Raw genomic sequence first — 16956 nt, 5'->3', positions numbered from 1 at the left:
GAACACGCGTATGCGTCGTGCGGCCTTCGCCGTTGCTGCTGGTGCCATGGCCGTCTCGCTCGCCGCCTGCGGCAGCGCCAAGGAGTCCAGCGGCGGCGCCGCGAAGTCCTCCGGCGCCGCCAAGAAGGGCGACGACATCAAGGTCGGCCTGCTCCTGCCGGAGAACCAGACCGCTCGTTACGAGAAGTTCGACCGCCCGCTGATCGAGAAGAAGATCGCGGAGCTGACGAACAACAAGGGCAAGCTGGTCTACGCCAACGCCAAGCAGGACGCCAGCCTGCAGAACCAGCAGGTCGAGACCATGATCACCAACAAGGTGGACGTGCTCATCGTCGACTCCGTGGACGCCGCGGCCATCAAGAACTCGGTGCAGAAGGCCAAGGACGCCGGCATCCCGGTCGTCGCCTACGACCGCCTGGCGCAGGGCCCGATCGACGCCTACACCTCGTTCGACAACGAGACCGTCGGCAAGACCCAGGGCACGGCGCTGCTGACGGCCCTGGGCGCCAAGGCCAAGTCCGGCAAGATCGTCATGATGAACGGCTCCTCCACCGACCCCAACGCCGCGCAGTTCAAGAAGGGCGCCCACGAGGTGCTCGACGGCAAGGTGAACATCGGCAAGGAGTACGACACCAAGGAGTGGAAGCCGGAGAACGCCAACTCCAACATGGAGGGCGCCATCTCGGCCATCGGCAAGAAGAACATCGTCGGCGTCTACTCCGCCAACGACGGCATGGCCGGCGGCATCATCACCGCCCTCAAGGCGGCCGGCATCTCCGTCCCGGTCACCGGTCAGGACGCCGAACTGGCGGGCGTGCAGCGCATCGTCTCCGGTGAGCAGTACATGAGCGTCTACAAGCCGTACGCTCCCGAGGCCGCCGCCGCCGCCGAGATGGCCGTGGACCTGGCGCAGGGCAAGTCGCTCGACTCCGTCGCCAAGGACAAGGTCGACAGCCCCACCACCAAGGCCGTCCCGTCCGTCCTGGTCGCCGTCCAGTCGCTGACCAAGGCCAACATCAACGACACCGTCGTCAAGGACGGCGTCTACACCATCCCCGAGATCTGCACCGGCCAGTACAAGGCCGCCTGCGACAAGATCGGTCTCAAGTAACCGACGGCACGCGCCCGGCCCCCGGGGGGAGTTCGCTCTGAACTCCGCCGGGGGACGCGGGCGCCCCAGGCTCCGCCGGCGCCCCGCGCATCAGACGGCCCCGCAAGCTCGTCGCGGGGCGCCGGACGGGACGCATCCCCCCGACTCTTCCGCATAACCTCCCGCCGGGTCAGGCGGCGAAGGAGATGGTTCACGTGTCCGCTACGCCCGTGCTGGCGTTGCGCGGGGTCTCCAAGCGGTTCGGTGCCGTCCAGGCGCTCACCGACGTAGAGCTTGAGGTCCACGCCGGTGAGGTGGTCGCCCTGGTGGGCGACAACGGCGCCGGAAAATCCACGCTGGTCAAGACGATCGCCGGCGTGCACCCCATCGATGAGGGCGTCATCGAATGGCAGGGCGAGACCGTCCAGGTCAACAAGCCGCACGACGCCCAGAGCCTGGGCATCGCCACGGTGTACCAGGACCTCGCGCTGTGCGACAACATCGACGTGGTCGGCAACCTCTACCTGGGTCGGGAGCTCGCCCGCGGCGGCGTCCTGGACGAGGTGGAGATGGAGCGGCGCTCGCGAGAGCTGCTGGACCAGCTCTCCATCCGCATCCCCAGCGTCCGCATCCCGATCGCCTCGCTCTCCGGCGGTCAGCGCCAGGTCGTGGCCATCGCCCGGTCCATGCTCGGCGCGCCCAAGCTGGTGATCCTCGACGAGCCCACCGCCGCCCTGGGCGTCGAGCAGACCGCCCAGGTGCTCGACCTGGTGGAGCGGCTGCGGGAGCGCGGCCACGCCGTGATCCTGATCAGCCACAACATGGCCGACGTCAAGGCCGTCGCCGACAAGGTCGCGGTCCTGCGCCTCGGGCGCAACAACGGCGTCTTCGAGGTCAAGTCGACCTCGCAGGAAGAGATCATCTCCGCCATCACGGGCGCCACGGACAACGCCGTCACCCGTCGCGCGGCGCGCACCCATGGGGAGATCAAGAAGTGAGCATCGACAACACCTCCACGCCCGCCGAGGGCCACACGGTGGGGAACCCCGAGGCGGCCGTCGGCGCGGCCACCGTCGTCGACCCCCGGCTGCTGGTGCGCGAACAGGGCTTCGCCGGCTACCTCACCGAGTTCAAGCGCAAGATGAAGGCCGGCGACCTCGGGTCCCTCCCGGTCATCCTCGGTCTGGCGATCATCTGGATCATCTTCCAGAGCCTGAACTCCAACTTCCTCACCGCGGGCAACCTCTCCGACATCTCCGTCGCCATGGTCGGCACGGGCATGATCGCCATCGGCATCGTGTTCGTCCTGCTGCTCGGCGAGATCGACCTGTCCGTCGGCTCGGTCTCCGGCGTGGCGGGCGCCGCCTTCGCGGTGCTGAACGTCACGCACGGCATGAACGAGGTGCTGGCCTTCGTGCTGGCCCTGCTCACCGGCACGGTGGCCGGCGCCGTCCACGGCTTCTTCTTCGCGAAGATCGGCGTGCCGGCGTTCGCCGTCACCCTGGCCGGCCTGCTGTTCTGGAACGGCTTCCAGCTCAAGATCCTGGGCGACAACGGCACGATCAACCTGAACGACGACGGCCTGGTCGCCAACCTGACGACGTACTACTTCTCCAATGTGGCGGCCGCCTACGGCCTGGCCGTCGTGGTGACCGTGCTGTACTTCGTCAGCTCCTTCTACGACAACAAGCGCCGCGAGGCCGCCGGCGTGCCGTCCAAGCCGCTGAGCGACACCGTCCTGCGCACCGTGCTGCTGGCCGTCGTCTCCTTCGCGGCGGCGATCGTCTTCAACCAGTACAAGGGCCTGCCGCTGGCCGTGGTGATCTTCGTCGCGGTGCTGTTCGTCACCGACTTCGTGCTGCGCCGCACCGCCTACGGCCGCAAGATCTTCGCGCTCGGCGGCAGCGTCGAGGCGTCCCGCCGCGCCGGCATCAACGTGGACATGGTCCGGATCTCGGTCTTCGCGATCTCCGGCACCTTCGCCGCGGTGGGCGGCCTGTTCCTCGCCTCCAAGATCGCCGCGGCCAACCAGGGCGCCGGCGGCGGCGACCTGCTGATGAACGCGATCGCGGCGGCCGTGATCGGCGGCACCTCGCTGTTCGGCGGCCGCGGCCGCACCTGGAACGCGCTCCTGGGCGTGCTGGTGATCATCTCGATCCAGTACGGCCTCGCCTTGGAGGGCATCGCCTCGCCGGTGCAGTACATGATCACCGGTGGCGTCCTGCTGGCGACCGTCGTCATCGACGCGGTCACCCGCAAGACCCAGAAGTCCGCCGGTCGCGCCTGACGCGACGAGGAGGCCCCACAGACCGTGCCCGGCGCCGACGGCGGCGCCGGGCACGGTCGCGCCGTTCACCGGGTCCGCCCGGGGTGCGGCCGTTCGCGTGAGCCGCGACCCGCCGCCCGGCCGTGGGGCGCGCGGGCGGAACATTAGACTCGTCAGGCCCGGCAACAGCTCGATCAGCTCTACTGCAAGGAGGCACGGGTGCCGCTGCTGACCCGCATCACGGGACCGCGCGATCTGGACCGGCTCAGCCTGGAGGAGCTGGACCGGCTTGCCGAGGAGATCCGGACCTTCCTCGTCGAGGCCGTCTCCAAGACCGGCGGTCACCTCGGTCCCAACCTCGGTGTGGTCGAGCTGACCATCGCCCTGCACCGGGTGTTCCACTCGCCCAAGGACAAGGTGCTGTGGGACACCGGACACCAGTCCTACGTGCACAAGCTGCTGACCGGACGCCAGGACTTCTCCCGGCTGAAGATGAAGGGCGGCCTCTCCGGCTACCCCGCACGGGCCGAGTCCGAGCACGACGTCATCGAGAACAGCCACGCCTCCACCGTCCTCGGCTGGGCCGACGGCATCGCCAAGGGCAACCAGATCCTCCAGCGCGACAGCCACGTCGCCGCGGTCATCGGCGACGGCGCGCTGACCGGCGGCATGGCCTGGGAGGCGCTCAACAACATCGCCGCCGCCAAGGACCGCCCGCTCGTCATCGTCGTCAACGACAACGAGCGCTCCTACGCGCCCACCATCGGCGGCCTCGCCGACCACCTGGCCACCCTGCGCACCACCGACGGCTACGAGCGCTTCCTCGCCCGCACCAAGGAGGTCCTGGAGCGCACCCCGGTCGTCGGCAAGCCGCTGTACGAGACGCTGCACGGCGCCAAGAAGGGCCTGAAGGACTTCATCGCCCCGCAGGGCATGTTCGAGGACCTGGGGCTGAAGTACGTCGGCCCGATCGACGGCCACGACATCGAGGCCCTGGAGTCGGCGCTGACCCGCGCCAAGCGGTTCGGCGGCCCGGTCATCGTGCACATCCTCACCGAGAAGGGCCGCGGCTACCAGCCCGCCCTCCAGGACGAGGCCGACCGCTTCCACGCCGTCGGCAAGATCCACCCGGACACCGGCCTGCCCATCGCCGCCTCCGGCGCCGACTGGACCAGCGTCTTCGGCGAGGAGATGGTCCGGCTCGGCAAGGAGCGCAAGGACGTCGTCGCCATCACCGCGGCCATGCTCCAGCCGGTGGGCCTGGACAAGTTCGCCAAGGCGTTCCCGGACCGGGTCTACGACGTCGGGATCGCCGAGCAGCACGGCGCCGTCTCCGCGGCCGGCCTCGCCCACGCCGGGACGCACCCCGTCTTCGCCGTCTACGCCACCTTCCTCAACCGCGCCTTCGACCAGGTGCTGATGGACGTGGCCCTGCACCAGTGCGGCGTCACCTTCGTCCTGGACCGGGCGGGCGTCACCGGCACCGACGGCGCCTCGCACAACGGCATGTGGGACATGTCGATCCTCCAGGTCGTCCCCGGGCTGCGGCTGGCCGCCCCGCGCGACGCCGAGCAGGTCCGCGCCCAGCTCCGCGAGGCCGTCGAGGTGGACGACGCGCCGACCGTGGTCCGCTTCTCCAAGGGCGCCGTCGGCCCCGCCGTCCCGGCCGTGGGCCGCGTCGGCGGCATGGACGTGCTGCGCGAGCCCGGCGCCGCCGCCCCCGACGTGCTGCTGGTGTCGGTCGGCGCGCTCGCCCCGATGTGCCTGGAGATCGCGGACCTGCTGGACAAGCAGGGCATCTCCACCACCGTGGTGGACCCCCGCTGGGTCAAGCCGGTCGACGAGGCGATGGCCCCGCTGGCCGAGCGGCACCGGGTGGTCGTCACCGTCGAGGACAACTCCCGGGTCGGCGGGGTCGGTTCGGCCGTCGCCCAGGCGCTGCGGGACGCGGGGGTCGACGTGCCGCTGCGCGACTTCGGCATCCCGCCGCGCTTCCTCGACCACGCCTCGCGCGCCGAGGTCCTGGCGGAGATCGGCCTCACCGCGCCGGACATCGCCCGCCAGGTGACCGGTCTGGTCGCCAAGCTCGACGGCCGCTTCGCGCGCACGGCCGCCGAGGTGGACTCCGCGGTGCAGTCGGCGCGCGACTGACGCGCCGGCCGTCCGCCGCACGGACGACCCCGACGGGCCGGTTCCGCCCCCCTCACCGGTGGCGGAAGCGGCCCGATTGCGTGAACCTGCCAGTGCGGGGCATACGCTCCCCAGCCCTCTCGATCATGTCGAGGACGACAAGCAGGGGAGGCAGGCCCGTGGCCAGCACGCTCTTCCGTACGAAGAACGTCGAGCAGTCCATCCAGGACACCGAGGACCCCGAACACGCGCTGCGCAAGTCGCTGTCCGCCTTAGACCTCACGGTCTTCGGCGTCGGCGTGATCATCGGCACCGGCATCTTCGTGCTCACCGGCACGGCCGCCAAGAACACGGCGGGACCGGCGGTGTCGCTGTCCTTCGTGGTGGCCGGCGTCGTCTGCGCGCTCGCCGCGCTGTGCTACGCCGAGTTCGCCTCCACGGTCCCCGTCGCCGGATCGGCGTACACCTTCTCCTACGCCTCGCTGGGCGAGTTCCCCGCCTGGATCATCGGCTGGGACCTGATCCTGGAACTCGCGCTCGGCACGGCGGTGGTGGCCGTCGGCTGGTCGGGTTACATCCACTCGCTGCTCGACAACGTGGGCTGGCATCTGCCCGAGGCGCTCAGCGGCCGGGACAACGCCTCCGGGTTCGGCTTCGACGTCCTCGCCGCGCTGCTGGTGCTGGTCCTCACCGCCGTCCTCGTGGTCGGCATGAAGCTGTCCGCGCGGGTCACCTCGATCGTGGTCGCCGTCAAGGTGGCCGTGGTGCTCGTGGTGATCGTCGCGGGCGCCTTCTTCGTCAAGGGCTCGAACTACCGTCCGTTCGTCCCGAAGTCACAGCCGGTCGCGGCGGGCGGCAACCTCAAGGCGCCGCTCATCCAGCTCCTGGTCGGCTGGGCGCCCTCCGACTTCGGCGTGCTGGGCGTCTTCACCGCCGCCTCCGTCGTGTTCTTCGCCTTCATCGGCTTCGACGTGGTCGCCACCGCCGCCGAGGAGACCCGCAACCCGCAGCGCGACGTGCCGCGCGGCATCCTCGGCTCCCTGATCATCTGCACCGTGCTCTACGTCGCCGTGTCGATCGTCGTGACCGGCATGCAGAAGTACAGCAAGCTGTCCGTGGACGCCCCGCTCGCCGACGCCTTCAAGGCCACCGGGCACCCGTGGTTCGCGGGCCTGATCAGCTTCGGCGCGGCCGTCGGCCTCACCACGGTGTGCATGATCCTGCTGCTCGGCCAGGCCCGCGTCTTCTTCGCGATGAGCCGCGACGGCCTGCTGCCCCGCTTCTTCTCGCACACCCACCCGCGGTTCCGCACGCCCTACCGCCCGACGATCCTGCTCGGCGTGATCATCGCCGTCGTCGCGGGCTTCACCAGCCTGAGCGAACTGGCCGAGCTGGTGAACATCGGCACCCTGTTCGCGTTCATCGTCGTCGCGCTCAGCGTGGTCATCCTCCGCAACAGCCGCCCCGACCTGCCGCGCGCGTTCCGCACCCCCCTGGTGCCGGTCGTGCCGGTCCTCTCGGTGCTGGCCTCGCTGTGGCTGATGCTCAACCTGCCCGCCGAGACGTGGCTGCGGTTCGCCATCTGGATGGTGATCGGCTTCGTCGTCTACTTCCTCTACGGCCGCACCCACAGCCGCCTCGCCGAACGCGACGACGGCACGGCGCCCGCGAACACGCCGAAGCCCGGGACGGAGCCCGGGGGCGGCGCGGGGACGCGCTGAGGCTGGAGGCCGCCTGGCGGTGGCGGCGCGGGGGCGCGGTGAGGTTGGGGAAGTCCGGCGGGTGGCGGCGCGGGGACCCGGTGAGGTTGGAAGCCCGGCGGGGGGCGGCGCGGTGACGCGGTGAGGTTGTGGAGGCCGCCCGGCGGTGGCGGCGCGGAGGCGCGTGAAGTCGGAGGTCCGGCGGGCGCGCTGAGGTTGGAGGTTCGGCGGGCTCAGCCGCGTATCGCGCTGGGGCCGGTGACCTCCGCCCCTCTCTCCGTCACCCGGCGGCGCAGCTCGCGGTCGGCCGTGACGACGAGGGCGGGGCGGTCGCCTGCCTCTTCGACCAGCTCGACGATGCGGTCGTCCCCGCTGCCGGACGCGCCGTCGACGTGCACGCCCGGCACGGCGGCGACACCGCGTGCGGCGCCCTCGACGACCAGTACGATCTCCGCCCGCTCGGCGAGCTTCGGCACGCCCCGCGACGCCAGCCGGTCGCGCAGCCGCTCGGCGGCGCCCTTGCGATCCCGCCACCACCCGTCGGGCACCGACCCGACGACGTTCGCGGCGTCCACGATCACCAGCAGGGGAGAGTCCTCATCCATGAGACGAGGATCCCACGGCGCCCGGAGGCGGGAGAGGCGCGAGCCGTGGCCCTCGGTCCCCTGACTGGGGTGCGCGAGAGGGCCCCGACACTCCGTCCCCGGCCCGAGGCGGGCAAGAGCGGCCAGAACCCCGAACTGCGGAACGTCATCCAGGAAGGACTTGCCTCGAACGCCGATGAAGTTCCGAGCACATCTGCCAGGCTTTGCGAACCCGGTTCCAGGCCAACTGGAGATGCACGTGGTCCACTAGACGATCTACCAGGCCTTCTACGTTCAGAGCCGTGAAGGCCTTAGTGAGGATCAGCGCCCGGCCATCTTCTGTGACCCGGCCAGCCCGTGGCAGCGCAGATCAAACGAGAACACGAACAGTCTGCTGCGGCGATACCTTCCTCAAGAGCACCGACCCGAGCGGCCACATTTCCGAGTACCCGGCGACCGTGACCGCCGAACTCAACAGCCGTCCACCCAAAACGCTCGGCTAGGAAACCTCAGCCGCGCGCCTCGATCATCTCTGGAATTCGTTGAGAACGAGGCCGGCGCGGGCGATGTCGCCGATCGGGCTGGCCTTTCGGGCACCGGACTGGCATGTGGATGCCGATTCCGGCACCGGTAGCCCCTTTGGGCCGGGGTCGGCAGACCGTTGGCGGCGCCGTTGCACAAACCCGGCAGGAGATGGCTGCGGGCAGCGGTGATGTCCGGTGTTGAGCCGGGCTCAACACCGAAAACTCGTAGTGGGTGCCGTCCGTGGCGGACAGGAACTGCACATTGCCGCTGAAGGTTTCGTGTTTCCGACTGAACCACAGGTCGTTGCTGTTCTCATGGACTTCCCCAACACGGTCAGACTCGATGAGAGCGCCGTCCGGTAGCTGGCGCGGCTATCCGTCTTCACAGTCGCGTATGGAGAGAAGCCGTCGGGCACGATCGCGATACGGATTCTGGCGTGGGTAGAAGCTGCGCAGGTCGAGCGACCCACCAGTGAACGTTCGGCGACGTCGCCGAACTCCACCGCCGCACGGCAGCGACTACACCACTCTGTGACGATTAACTAGAAAACATAAAAAATCACGCCATGACGGACTTCTAACTTAAAGGGCTATCATTTAACTATGTTCACTTATCCCTTCAAGTAAAAGCAAAATTTCTAAACTCTTCCCATGGCATCTTGCGGCCGTGCGCTCGCGGGAATCATCGCGCTTTTCGGTTACATGTATCCAGACTAACCAGTGGCAGGGCATCATGCGATGGTCGGCTGCTGGTAAAATTTACTATTTATTTAATATATTATAGTTAAAGATTTACTCCAGGATGCGCGTATGTGCGCATCTTGTGTCTCTACTGTGAATGATCAGTTCCGTTTGTTTGGACCCTGCTCGACCGAGGGTCTATTGACGAAAGGGAGCTGGTCTTGCGCCACAGATCTGTGCTGCATGGCAGATTGAGAAGGGGCCGTCCGCGGCAGACGCGGCGGTTGCGGCAGATAGCCGTCGGCGTAGTGATGGTGTTCGCGGCCGAAGCCGCACTGTTGTCACAGGACTCCGGCCTTGCATTCGCCACTACGACACCCGGCGTGACGACCGGGGCGGGTCAGTCAGAGGCGACCCAGACGTCGGGGGCCGCCGAGGCGCAGGACGAGGCGTCGGCGATCCTGATGGCCCGGCTTCAGAACCGTAAAATCGAGATACTGTCGGAGCGGGCGGCGGACTCGACCACATACGCGCTGCCCAGCGGCGAGTTGCAGACCGAGGCGTATGCCGGTCCGGTCCGTGTGAAGCACAACGGAGCATGGACGGACATCGACACCACGCTGTCCGACACCGGCTCCGACCTCACGCCTGCGGCTGCGGTGGCGGACATCGCCGTCTCCGACGGTGGCGACAGCCAGTTGGCATCGGTGGCCAAGGGCAAGGAGTCCTTCGGACTGGGCTGGCAGGGCAAGCTGCCCGCCCCTACGGTAAAGAAGAACACTGCCTCCTACGACCTCGGCAGCGGCCAGACGCTGTCGGTGAGTGCGCTGGCGCAGGGGTTCTCGGAGAGCATCAGGCTCACCCAACAGCCAGACAACGACTCGGCCTCCTACCGGATCCCGCTCGATCTGGACGGCCTGAAGCTCTCCCAGGCCAGCTCCGGGCACCTGCTGCTGAAGAACAGTGACGGTGATCTGGTCGCCGAAGCGCCGGCGCCGATGATGTGGGACGCGAGCAAGGACCCGACGTCCGGTGAGCCGGCGCACCAAGAGCGGGTGGCGACGCAGATCGAGTCGGCGTCGGACGGCTCTCAAATCCTGGTGCTCAGCCCAGACAAGGACTTCCTGGCAACCGCGACCTACCCCGTCACGGTGGACCCGACGTCCACGCTGGCGGTCACGACCGACACTTGGGTGCAGACCCCGGACTACCCGGACTCGCAGGTCTCCTCGCAGGAACTGAAGTCCGGCACGTACGACACGGGCACGGATGTGGCGCGCTCGTACTTGAAGTTCGACGTGTCGAAGTTCGCAGGCAAGCACATCACCGACACCAACCTGGCTCTGTACTCGTACTACTCCTCTAGCTGCGCCACCAATGGTGCTGGCACCGAGGTGCGCCAGGTCACCGCGGCCTGGGACTCCTCCACCATCACCTGGGGCTCGCAGCCAGCGACCACGGCCACCGCTGCTGTGGTCAACAAGGCCGCGCTGGGGTTCAACTCGTCCTGCCCGGCAGGCACTATGAACTTCGACATCGACGGCATCGTGCAGGCATGGGCGAACGGCTCGGCGAACTACGGGCTGCGGATCGCCGGCGCGTCGGAGAAGGATCCCCTGACCTGGCGGCGCTTTCGCTCCGCCAACTACGTCTCCGGGGACAACTCGGTCGAGCCGCACCTGACGGTCACATACAACTCGTACGCGACCACGTCCTCGGCCGCCATCTCGCCGAACTTCCCCAACCCCTATAACGGCACCCTGTACGTGACGTCACTGACGCCAACCCTGTCGGCGAAGGTCGCCGACGCCGACGGGAGCAGCGTCAAGGCTCAGTTCGAGATCACTCCGAACCAAACGGGCACCACATACTCCTACACCGGCACCTCTACGTCCGTGGCCTCCGGCTCGACGGCGACGCTGGCGATCCCCTCCGCCTCAGCGCTCCCCGCGGGCACCCACCTGCGGTTCCGGGTGCGCGGCTACGACGGCACCGACTATGGTGCCTGGTCGAGTTACACCAACTTTGTGCTCAACACCGCTTTGCCGGCCGCGCCCACGATCTCCTGCGACCCGTACAGCAAGGACACCTGGACGGCCGAGTCCGACAGTGGCGCCACCTGCACCCTGGACACCTCCTCCACCGACGGTATGGGCTACTACTGGGGTCTGGACAACTCCTCGGTGCCTAATCGGGTCTACGACACAGGAAACGGCACCGACGGCGACCCACTGACGATCACGATCAAGCCCGGCGAGGACTGGCACAAGCTGTATGCCAAAACCGTCGACTCCGGCGGCAACGTCTCCTCTACCACGACGACCTACGCCTTCGGCGTCGGTGACGGTGCCGGCCTGCTCACCCCAGGCGAGGGCGACACCGCTGCGCGCCGGGTCAGCCTGACCTCCACCGGCAAGACGACCTACACCGGCGTGACGTACCAGTACCGGCGTGGTGAGACGGACACCTGGAACACTGTGCCGGTCGTAGACGTGAGCAAATCGTCGGACGGTACGGCGGTCGCCGCCTGGCCACTCGCCGTGACGGGCGGCCAGCCCGCACCGTTGACCTGGAACGTCACTGACAGCCTGCCCGAAGACGGAGCGATCGACGTCCGGGCAGCCTTCACCGACGGCACCACCACCGTCTATTCCCAGCCCCACACGACCATCGTGGACCGCAACGCCGGCACGGCGCCGAGTGAGGACGTCGGGCCGGGCACGGTAAACGCACTGACCGGTGACTTCAGCCTCTCGGCGACTGACGCCTCCAGCTTCGACATGTCGGTGTCGCGTACGGCGTCCTCTCGCCGCCCTACGGTGGGCGCCGACGCGGAGGGCCAAGTCGCGATCTTCGGACCGCAATGGACCTCCGGCACCACCGCAGAGATGACCGACTCCGATTGGGCATACGTCCGTAAGACGTCGGCGACCTCGGTGGCCGTCGTGGACGTGGACGGCCACACGACCGGTTTCACCGCCACCTCCGCCGGAGGCTGGAAACCGGAGCCCGGCTCAGAAGACCTGGCTCTGGCCGGCTCGCTGACGGGTTCCTTCACGCTCAAAGACCATGACGGCGCGGCCACCACGTTCGCCAAGGTGGACGCGGCGGCCACCACCTGGCAGGTCTCCAGCACCTATCTGCCGACCGACGACTCCACCACCAAGGTGGTCTCAGAGAAGGTCACCTCGGGCACCAGCATTCTGGCCCGCCCGAAGTACGTGATCGCTCCCACCTCGGCTGTGTCCGCGTCGACGTGTGAGACCACGCCGTCGACCAAGGGCTGCCGGATGATGGAGTTCGTCTATGCGGCCTCCACCACCGCCACGTCCATCGCATTGGGGGACTACACCGGGCAGGTGAAGCAGATCAAGGAGTGGGCCACCGATCCGGGTGCCCCGGCGGCGAGTGCCACGGTGGTCGCGCAGTACTCCTATAACAACTCCGGTCGCTTGTGCGAGGAGTGGGACCCGCGGATCAGCCCTGCTCTGAAGATCGCCTACACCTACGACTCAGCGGGCCGCATCGCCACCCTGACCCCGCCAGGTGAACTTCCCTGGACGTTCGCCTACGGCAAGGCCGGCGATGCCGTCACCGCCGGTGACGGCATGCTGCTCAAAGCTTCCCGCCCCAATCTGGCGGCGGGCACTAAGAGCACCCCGGACGGTACGACGGCGACCACCAGCGTCGTCTATGACGTGCCGTTGACCGGAAGCAAGGCGCCCAACGCGATGGACGCCTCGGATGTCGCGTCCTGGGGACAATCGGACGTGCCGACGGATGCTACCGCCGTCTTCCCGGCAGACTCGGTGCCAGCGTCCAACACCGGTTCAAGCCTGGCCGCCTCCGACTACAAACGGGCGACCCTCACTTACACTGACGCCTCAGGCCGCGAGGTGAACTCAGCCACACCGGGCGGACACATCACCGCTGCCGAGTATGACCGCTTCGGTCACATTGTCCGTCAACTATCCGCTCGCAACCGTGAGTTGGCGTTGGCCACTAGCGGTGGCGGGCTGGCGGAGCAGGTGGCGCTGAGCATCGACCAGATGACGTCGGCTGACCGGGCGGGGTTGCTGTCCACACGCACGGTCTACTCCGCCGACGGGCTGACGGAGACGGACGAGTACGGGCCGCTGCATCAGGTGAAGCTCACGTCCGCTTTGAAGGCGGCCACTGGCGGTGCGGACCTCTCAGCCGGCACGCAGGTGACGGCGCGGCAGCATACGGTGAACACCTACGACGAGGGCCGGCCGACCGACGGCACGGCCGCTGCCGTCGACCAGGTCACCACTACGCAGGTCGGTGCACACGTGGACGGCTACCCGTCGGATGCTGATGTGCGTACCGTCAGGATTCAGTACGACTGGGCCAAGGCTCTGCCCACGGCCACGATCACCGATCCATCCGGTCTGGCACTGAGGGAGACCACGCAGTACGACTCACAGGGCCGGGTGGTCAAGACCACCCTCCCGAAGTCGTCCGGTTCGGACGCCGGGGCCACGGTGACCGTGTACTACTCCGCGACCGGCACCGGCGCGTGTAACGGCAAGCCGGAGTGGGCCGACCTGTTGTGTTCCACGGGCCCGGCAGGCGCCATCACAGGCGGCGGTTCCAACCCCACGCAACTGCCGACCAAAACCAGCGAGTACGACCGCTGGGGCAACACTGCTAAGACCACGGAAGCCGCGAACAGCGTCACCCGTACCACCACCAACGACCACGACGCCGCCGGACGGATCACGGCGACATCGGTCAGCGGTGGTGTGGGCACGGCGGTGCCGGACAGCACCACCACCTACGACACCAGCACCGGCAAGGTGGCCACGGTCACCTCCAGCGGGCAGACGATCACCCACACCTACGACGTCCTAGGCAGGCAGATCTCCTACAACGACGGCGCGGGCAACACCGCCGCCACGAGCTATGACTCGCTCGGCCGACCGGTGAAGACCACCGACTCCGCCCCGTCGACCACCACCTACGCGTACGACACGTCCAAGGACCCGCGTGGTCTGGAGACCTCGCGCACCGACTCGGCCGCCGGCGCCTTCGCTGCGACCTACGACGCGGACGGCGAACTGGACAGCGAAGTCCTGCCCGGCGGCTATACCCTCACCGTCGGCCAGGACGAGACCGGGGTGACCACCTCGCGCGTCTACACCCGCAAAACCGACGGCGCCGTCGTGGCCTCCGACACCGTCGACGAAAGCGTCCATGGCCAGAACGTGGACAACGCCGACACGGCTGGCCAGAGCCGCAGCCGCAGTTACAGCTACGACGCGGCCGGACGCCTCACCAGGGCCGACGACACTGGCCCGGACGGGGCTTGCACCCGCCACGACTACACTTTCGACAACGACACCAACCGTAAGTCGCTCGCCGTCTCCACCAGCGACGTGGGCGCGGCTTGCACCTCCGCAGGCGCGACCACCACGTCGTATTCCTACGACAGCGCCGATCGGCTGGCCGCTACCGGCACGGTCTATGACGCCTTCGGCCGCACCACAGCCCAGGCGTCGGGCGCGACCATCGGCTACTACGTCAACGACCTCGTCCACCAGCAGATCTCCGGTTCCAGGCGGCAGACCTGGAGCCTGGACGCGGCAGGCCGTCTCGCCGCCTGGACCAGCGAAGCCCAGAGCAGCGACGGCACCTGGACCCAGACCGGAGCCAAGACCAACCACTACGGCTCGGACGGCGACAGCCCCGACTGGATCCAGGAAGCAAGCGGCACCGTCAGCCGCGAGGTCCAAGGCCCCAGCGGCCAACTCGACGCAATCACGGCAGCGGACGGCAGCACGGTCCTGCAGCTCACTGACATCCACGGTGACGTGACGGTGCAGCTTCCCTTGAACGTTACCCAACCGGTGGTCGCACTCGCCTATGACGAGTACGGCAACCCGGAGGGCGACACGGCGATAGCTCGCTACGGCTGGCTCGGCGGCAAACAACGCTCAAGCGAAACAGTTACTGCCGCCATCCTCATGGGCGTGCGCCTGTACGACCCGCAGATCGGTCGGTTCCTTTCCATCGATCCTGTTGTCGGAGGCAGCGCCAACGCGTACGACTACGCAAAACAAGACCCTAACGACAACTTCGACCTTTCAGGCACCAGCTATTGGTCGAAGTTTGTTAAGTGCATGAACTGCATATCGGCGATTGTCGCCGCGGTGGCTCCCTGGACCAAGGCATTCCGTATTATCAAGGAAATGCGGGCCGCTGGCAGACTCTGGAGAATTGTTTGGGGTATGATCGTCGGCTACAGCTATAGGGTCGCAGTTCGGTCCCTCTATCGGGCAGGCCTCGGTGTCATCGCACAGGTCGCGGGAGTTGGAATGGTCTACCAAGCGTGCTTCAAGGGACGGCCCTTCTGGAGGTTCTGGTAGTCAGGGCTGTCGGCCATAAAGGCGAGGCGGTAGATCCGCGAAGCCTGATTTCAGCGCTGTAGGTAGAGGGTCCGGGGTCTGTTCCGAGGGTTCGTCCGTCGGAACAGACCCCGGAGTTAGGGGAATCGGTGGAAATCTTTGTAATATGCGGTGCCATCGCCGCCACGCTTGCAGCGGTGGTGGCGGCTGCGGGCGTGTTTCTGAACTTTCGCACGATGTTGCGATCTTTCCGAAATTCAAAAACTGTCAAGTTGCGAGACATAAGTCTCTTTAATCGGGCGGGAGTTCTGGGTGCGGCCGCTGGTGCCGCCGGAGTGGGGTTGGCCGTCTTGGTGGGTTCGGTATTCGATGTGAAGAGCCTGGGGGTGGCCGTGGTGGCCGGAGTGGCCGCCGACTCCTGTCGCTATCTCGTGGACCATCGAAAAAGTGACGGAACTTACCGTGGCGGTGTGATCGAAGTGGCCATGCTTGTGGCCTGCTTGTTCATGGGTATGGAATGGATGTCAGTGACGTTTTCTCAGTGACCTGATTTGGGCGAAGCTGCGTAAATCGCCAAGTATCCGCAGGTTGGACAGGAAATGGCGGAGCGTGAAGGCTGGGAAAACAGTGCTTTCGGAAAGACACCGACGTACGATCCGGGGTGTTCCGTGCTTCTATAGTCTCCCCGCGTCAAGGCCATTGGGCCCGACATCAGGGTCAGGCGACTCCGCGGCGGGCTTTACGAATTCGCAGCTTACGCCGCATCATGGGCTGGAGGACGCCGCGTCCCGATGGGCCATCGTGCAAGCTAACGGCCAAGCGGAAGCCTCCTCGCACTCGCCGAACTCATAGCAGACACCCATAACGACGATCTTCCCGACACCATCGAGTTCCCTGCCCGGCTCCTGGCCGCCCATCGTCGGAGGACCCCCGGGCGCTGGGTCCGTTCCGCCAGGCTGTGCTGGTTCCGTGTGCGCGGCTGTGTACACTGCCTGCCCGCGACGCTGGCGTCTCCCGGGCCACCGGTCGGCTACCGCTAACTGCACAAAGGCATCGATGCCGACCCCGGTCGTAAGGGGCTGCATCGGTGCTGGATCGGCATCCACGTGCCGGTCCGACGCCCGAAAGGCCAGCCCGAGCGGGCTCTCCCCACCGACACTCGAACGACGAACACCCCGATCAGAGGCATCCACGCACGCGGCGGGCGTGCCGCCGCCGAGCACAAGGAACGCTGGCGCGCACTCGGACACGTCACGCTCAGTCCCAGCCCCATCGGCGACATCGCCCGCGCCGCCCTCGTCCTCAACGAATTCCAGAGGTGATCTTCACTGCGAAAACCTCACTGGACCTAGCCGGCTGACCAGTAGTGTGGCAATGGCCTGAGTGAAGGCCTTGCTTGTGCCGCCATCAGCGCATGGCAATGTCCCGATAGTCCGAACGAGGATCGCCGAAGGCCCCGCCAGATCGTTGCCAGGTGGAGAACACGCAGCGCGAGGCTTTGTCGTCCGAGTCTATGGACGCTCGCCCGTCCCCGCACTTCTCGCGAAGCTCATCCGTGCACGGCTCTTGCCCGTCCGTCGAAGAAGAGTCCACCAGTCCGCCGAGAAATGAAC

General features: G+C 67.3%; 8 protein-coding genes and 1 pseudogene. 8 read left to right on the top strand and 1 reads right to left on the bottom strand.

Annotated elements, in window-relative coordinates; all coding sequences use genetic code 11:
* Positions 1–10 precede the first annotated feature (10 nt).
* From ABZ861_RS19825 to ABZ861_RS19805, 5 genes are all read left to right on the top strand, one after another.
* Positions 11–1111, top strand: coding sequence for a substrate-binding domain-containing protein (locus ABZ861_RS19825; RefSeq protein ID WP_361631783.1), 1101 nt, complete (start codon positions 11–13; stop codon positions 1109–1111).
* Between the two features lie 185 nt (positions 1112–1296).
* Positions 1297–2088: an ATP-binding cassette domain-containing protein gene (locus ABZ861_RS19820; RefSeq protein ID WP_361631781.1), complete on the top strand. Its 792-nt coding sequence runs from the start codon at positions 1297–1299 to the stop codon at positions 2086–2088.
* On the top strand, positions 2085–3377 hold the full coding sequence (locus ABZ861_RS19815) for a sugar ABC transporter permease (RefSeq protein WP_361631779.1): 1293 nt from the start codon (positions 2085–2087) through the stop codon (positions 3375–3377). The genes ABZ861_RS19820 and ABZ861_RS19815 overlap by 4 nt, the downstream gene beginning before the upstream one ends.
* A gap of 198 nt (positions 3378–3575) precedes the next feature.
* Positions 3576–5507: a 1-deoxy-D-xylulose-5-phosphate synthase gene (gene dxs, locus ABZ861_RS19810; protein ID WP_361631777.1), complete on the top strand. Its 1932-nt coding sequence runs from the start codon at positions 3576–3578 to the stop codon at positions 5505–5507.
* Between the two features lie 158 nt (positions 5508–5665).
* Entirely contained in the window at positions 5666–7207 is a 1542-nt protein-coding gene (locus tag ABZ861_RS19805) for an amino acid permease (protein ID WP_361631775.1), read from the top strand.
* 212 nt (positions 7208–7419) lie between these two features.
* Here ABZ861_RS19805 and ABZ861_RS19800 read toward each other — a convergent pair whose 3' ends face one another.
* On the bottom strand, positions 7420–7791 hold the full coding sequence (locus ABZ861_RS19800) for an NTP pyrophosphohydrolase (RefSeq protein WP_361631773.1): 372 nt from the start codon (positions 7789–7791) through the stop codon (positions 7420–7422).
* Positions 7792–8107: 316 nt separating this feature from the next.
* Here ABZ861_RS19800 and ABZ861_RS19795 point away from each other — a divergent pair.
* The 3 genes and pseudogenes from ABZ861_RS19795 to ABZ861_RS19785 form a co-directional block, all read left to right on the top strand.
* Positions 8108–8273: pseudogene (locus ABZ861_RS19795) on the top strand (IS30 family transposase); the annotation flags it as partial.
* Between the two features lie 1013 nt (positions 8274–9286).
* A complete protein-coding gene (locus tag ABZ861_RS19790) occupies positions 9287–15364 on the top strand; it encodes a DNRLRE domain-containing protein (RefSeq protein WP_361631827.1) in 6078 nt (2025 codons plus the stop codon).
* A gap of 128 nt (positions 15365–15492) precedes the next feature.
* Positions 15493–15888 (top strand): hypothetical protein, encoded by a 396-nt coding sequence (locus tag ABZ861_RS19785; protein ID WP_361631771.1) that lies wholly within the window; start codon positions 15493–15495, stop codon positions 15886–15888.
* The last annotated feature ends 1068 nt before the right edge of the window (positions 15889–16956 follow it).

Origin of the sequence: Streptomyces sp. NPDC046985 (assembly GCF_040644415.1) — a bacterium.
Classification (GTDB): Bacteria; Actinomycetota; Actinomycetes; order Streptomycetales; family Streptomycetaceae; genus Streptomyces.
This window is presented reverse-complemented; position numbering and strand designations above follow the sequence as displayed.

Bases quoted from the DNA above. Each gene is read 5' to 3' on its own strand.
- ABZ861_RS19825 (WP_361631783.1), top strand. From the start codon at position 11: ATGCGTCGTGCGGCCTTCGCCGTTGCTGCTGGTGCCATGGCCGTCTCG.
- ABZ861_RS19820 (WP_361631781.1), top strand. From the start codon at position 1,297: ATGGTTCACGTGTCCGCTACGCCCGTGCTGGCGTTGCGCGGGGTCTCC.
- ABZ861_RS19800 (WP_361631773.1), bottom strand. From the start codon at position 7,791: ATGGATGAGGACTCTCCCCTGCTGGTGATCGTGGACGCCGCGAACGTC.
- ABZ861_RS19790 (WP_361631827.1), top strand. From the start codon at position 9,287: ATGGTGTTCGCGGCCGAAGCCGCACTGTTGTCACAGGACTCCGGCCTT.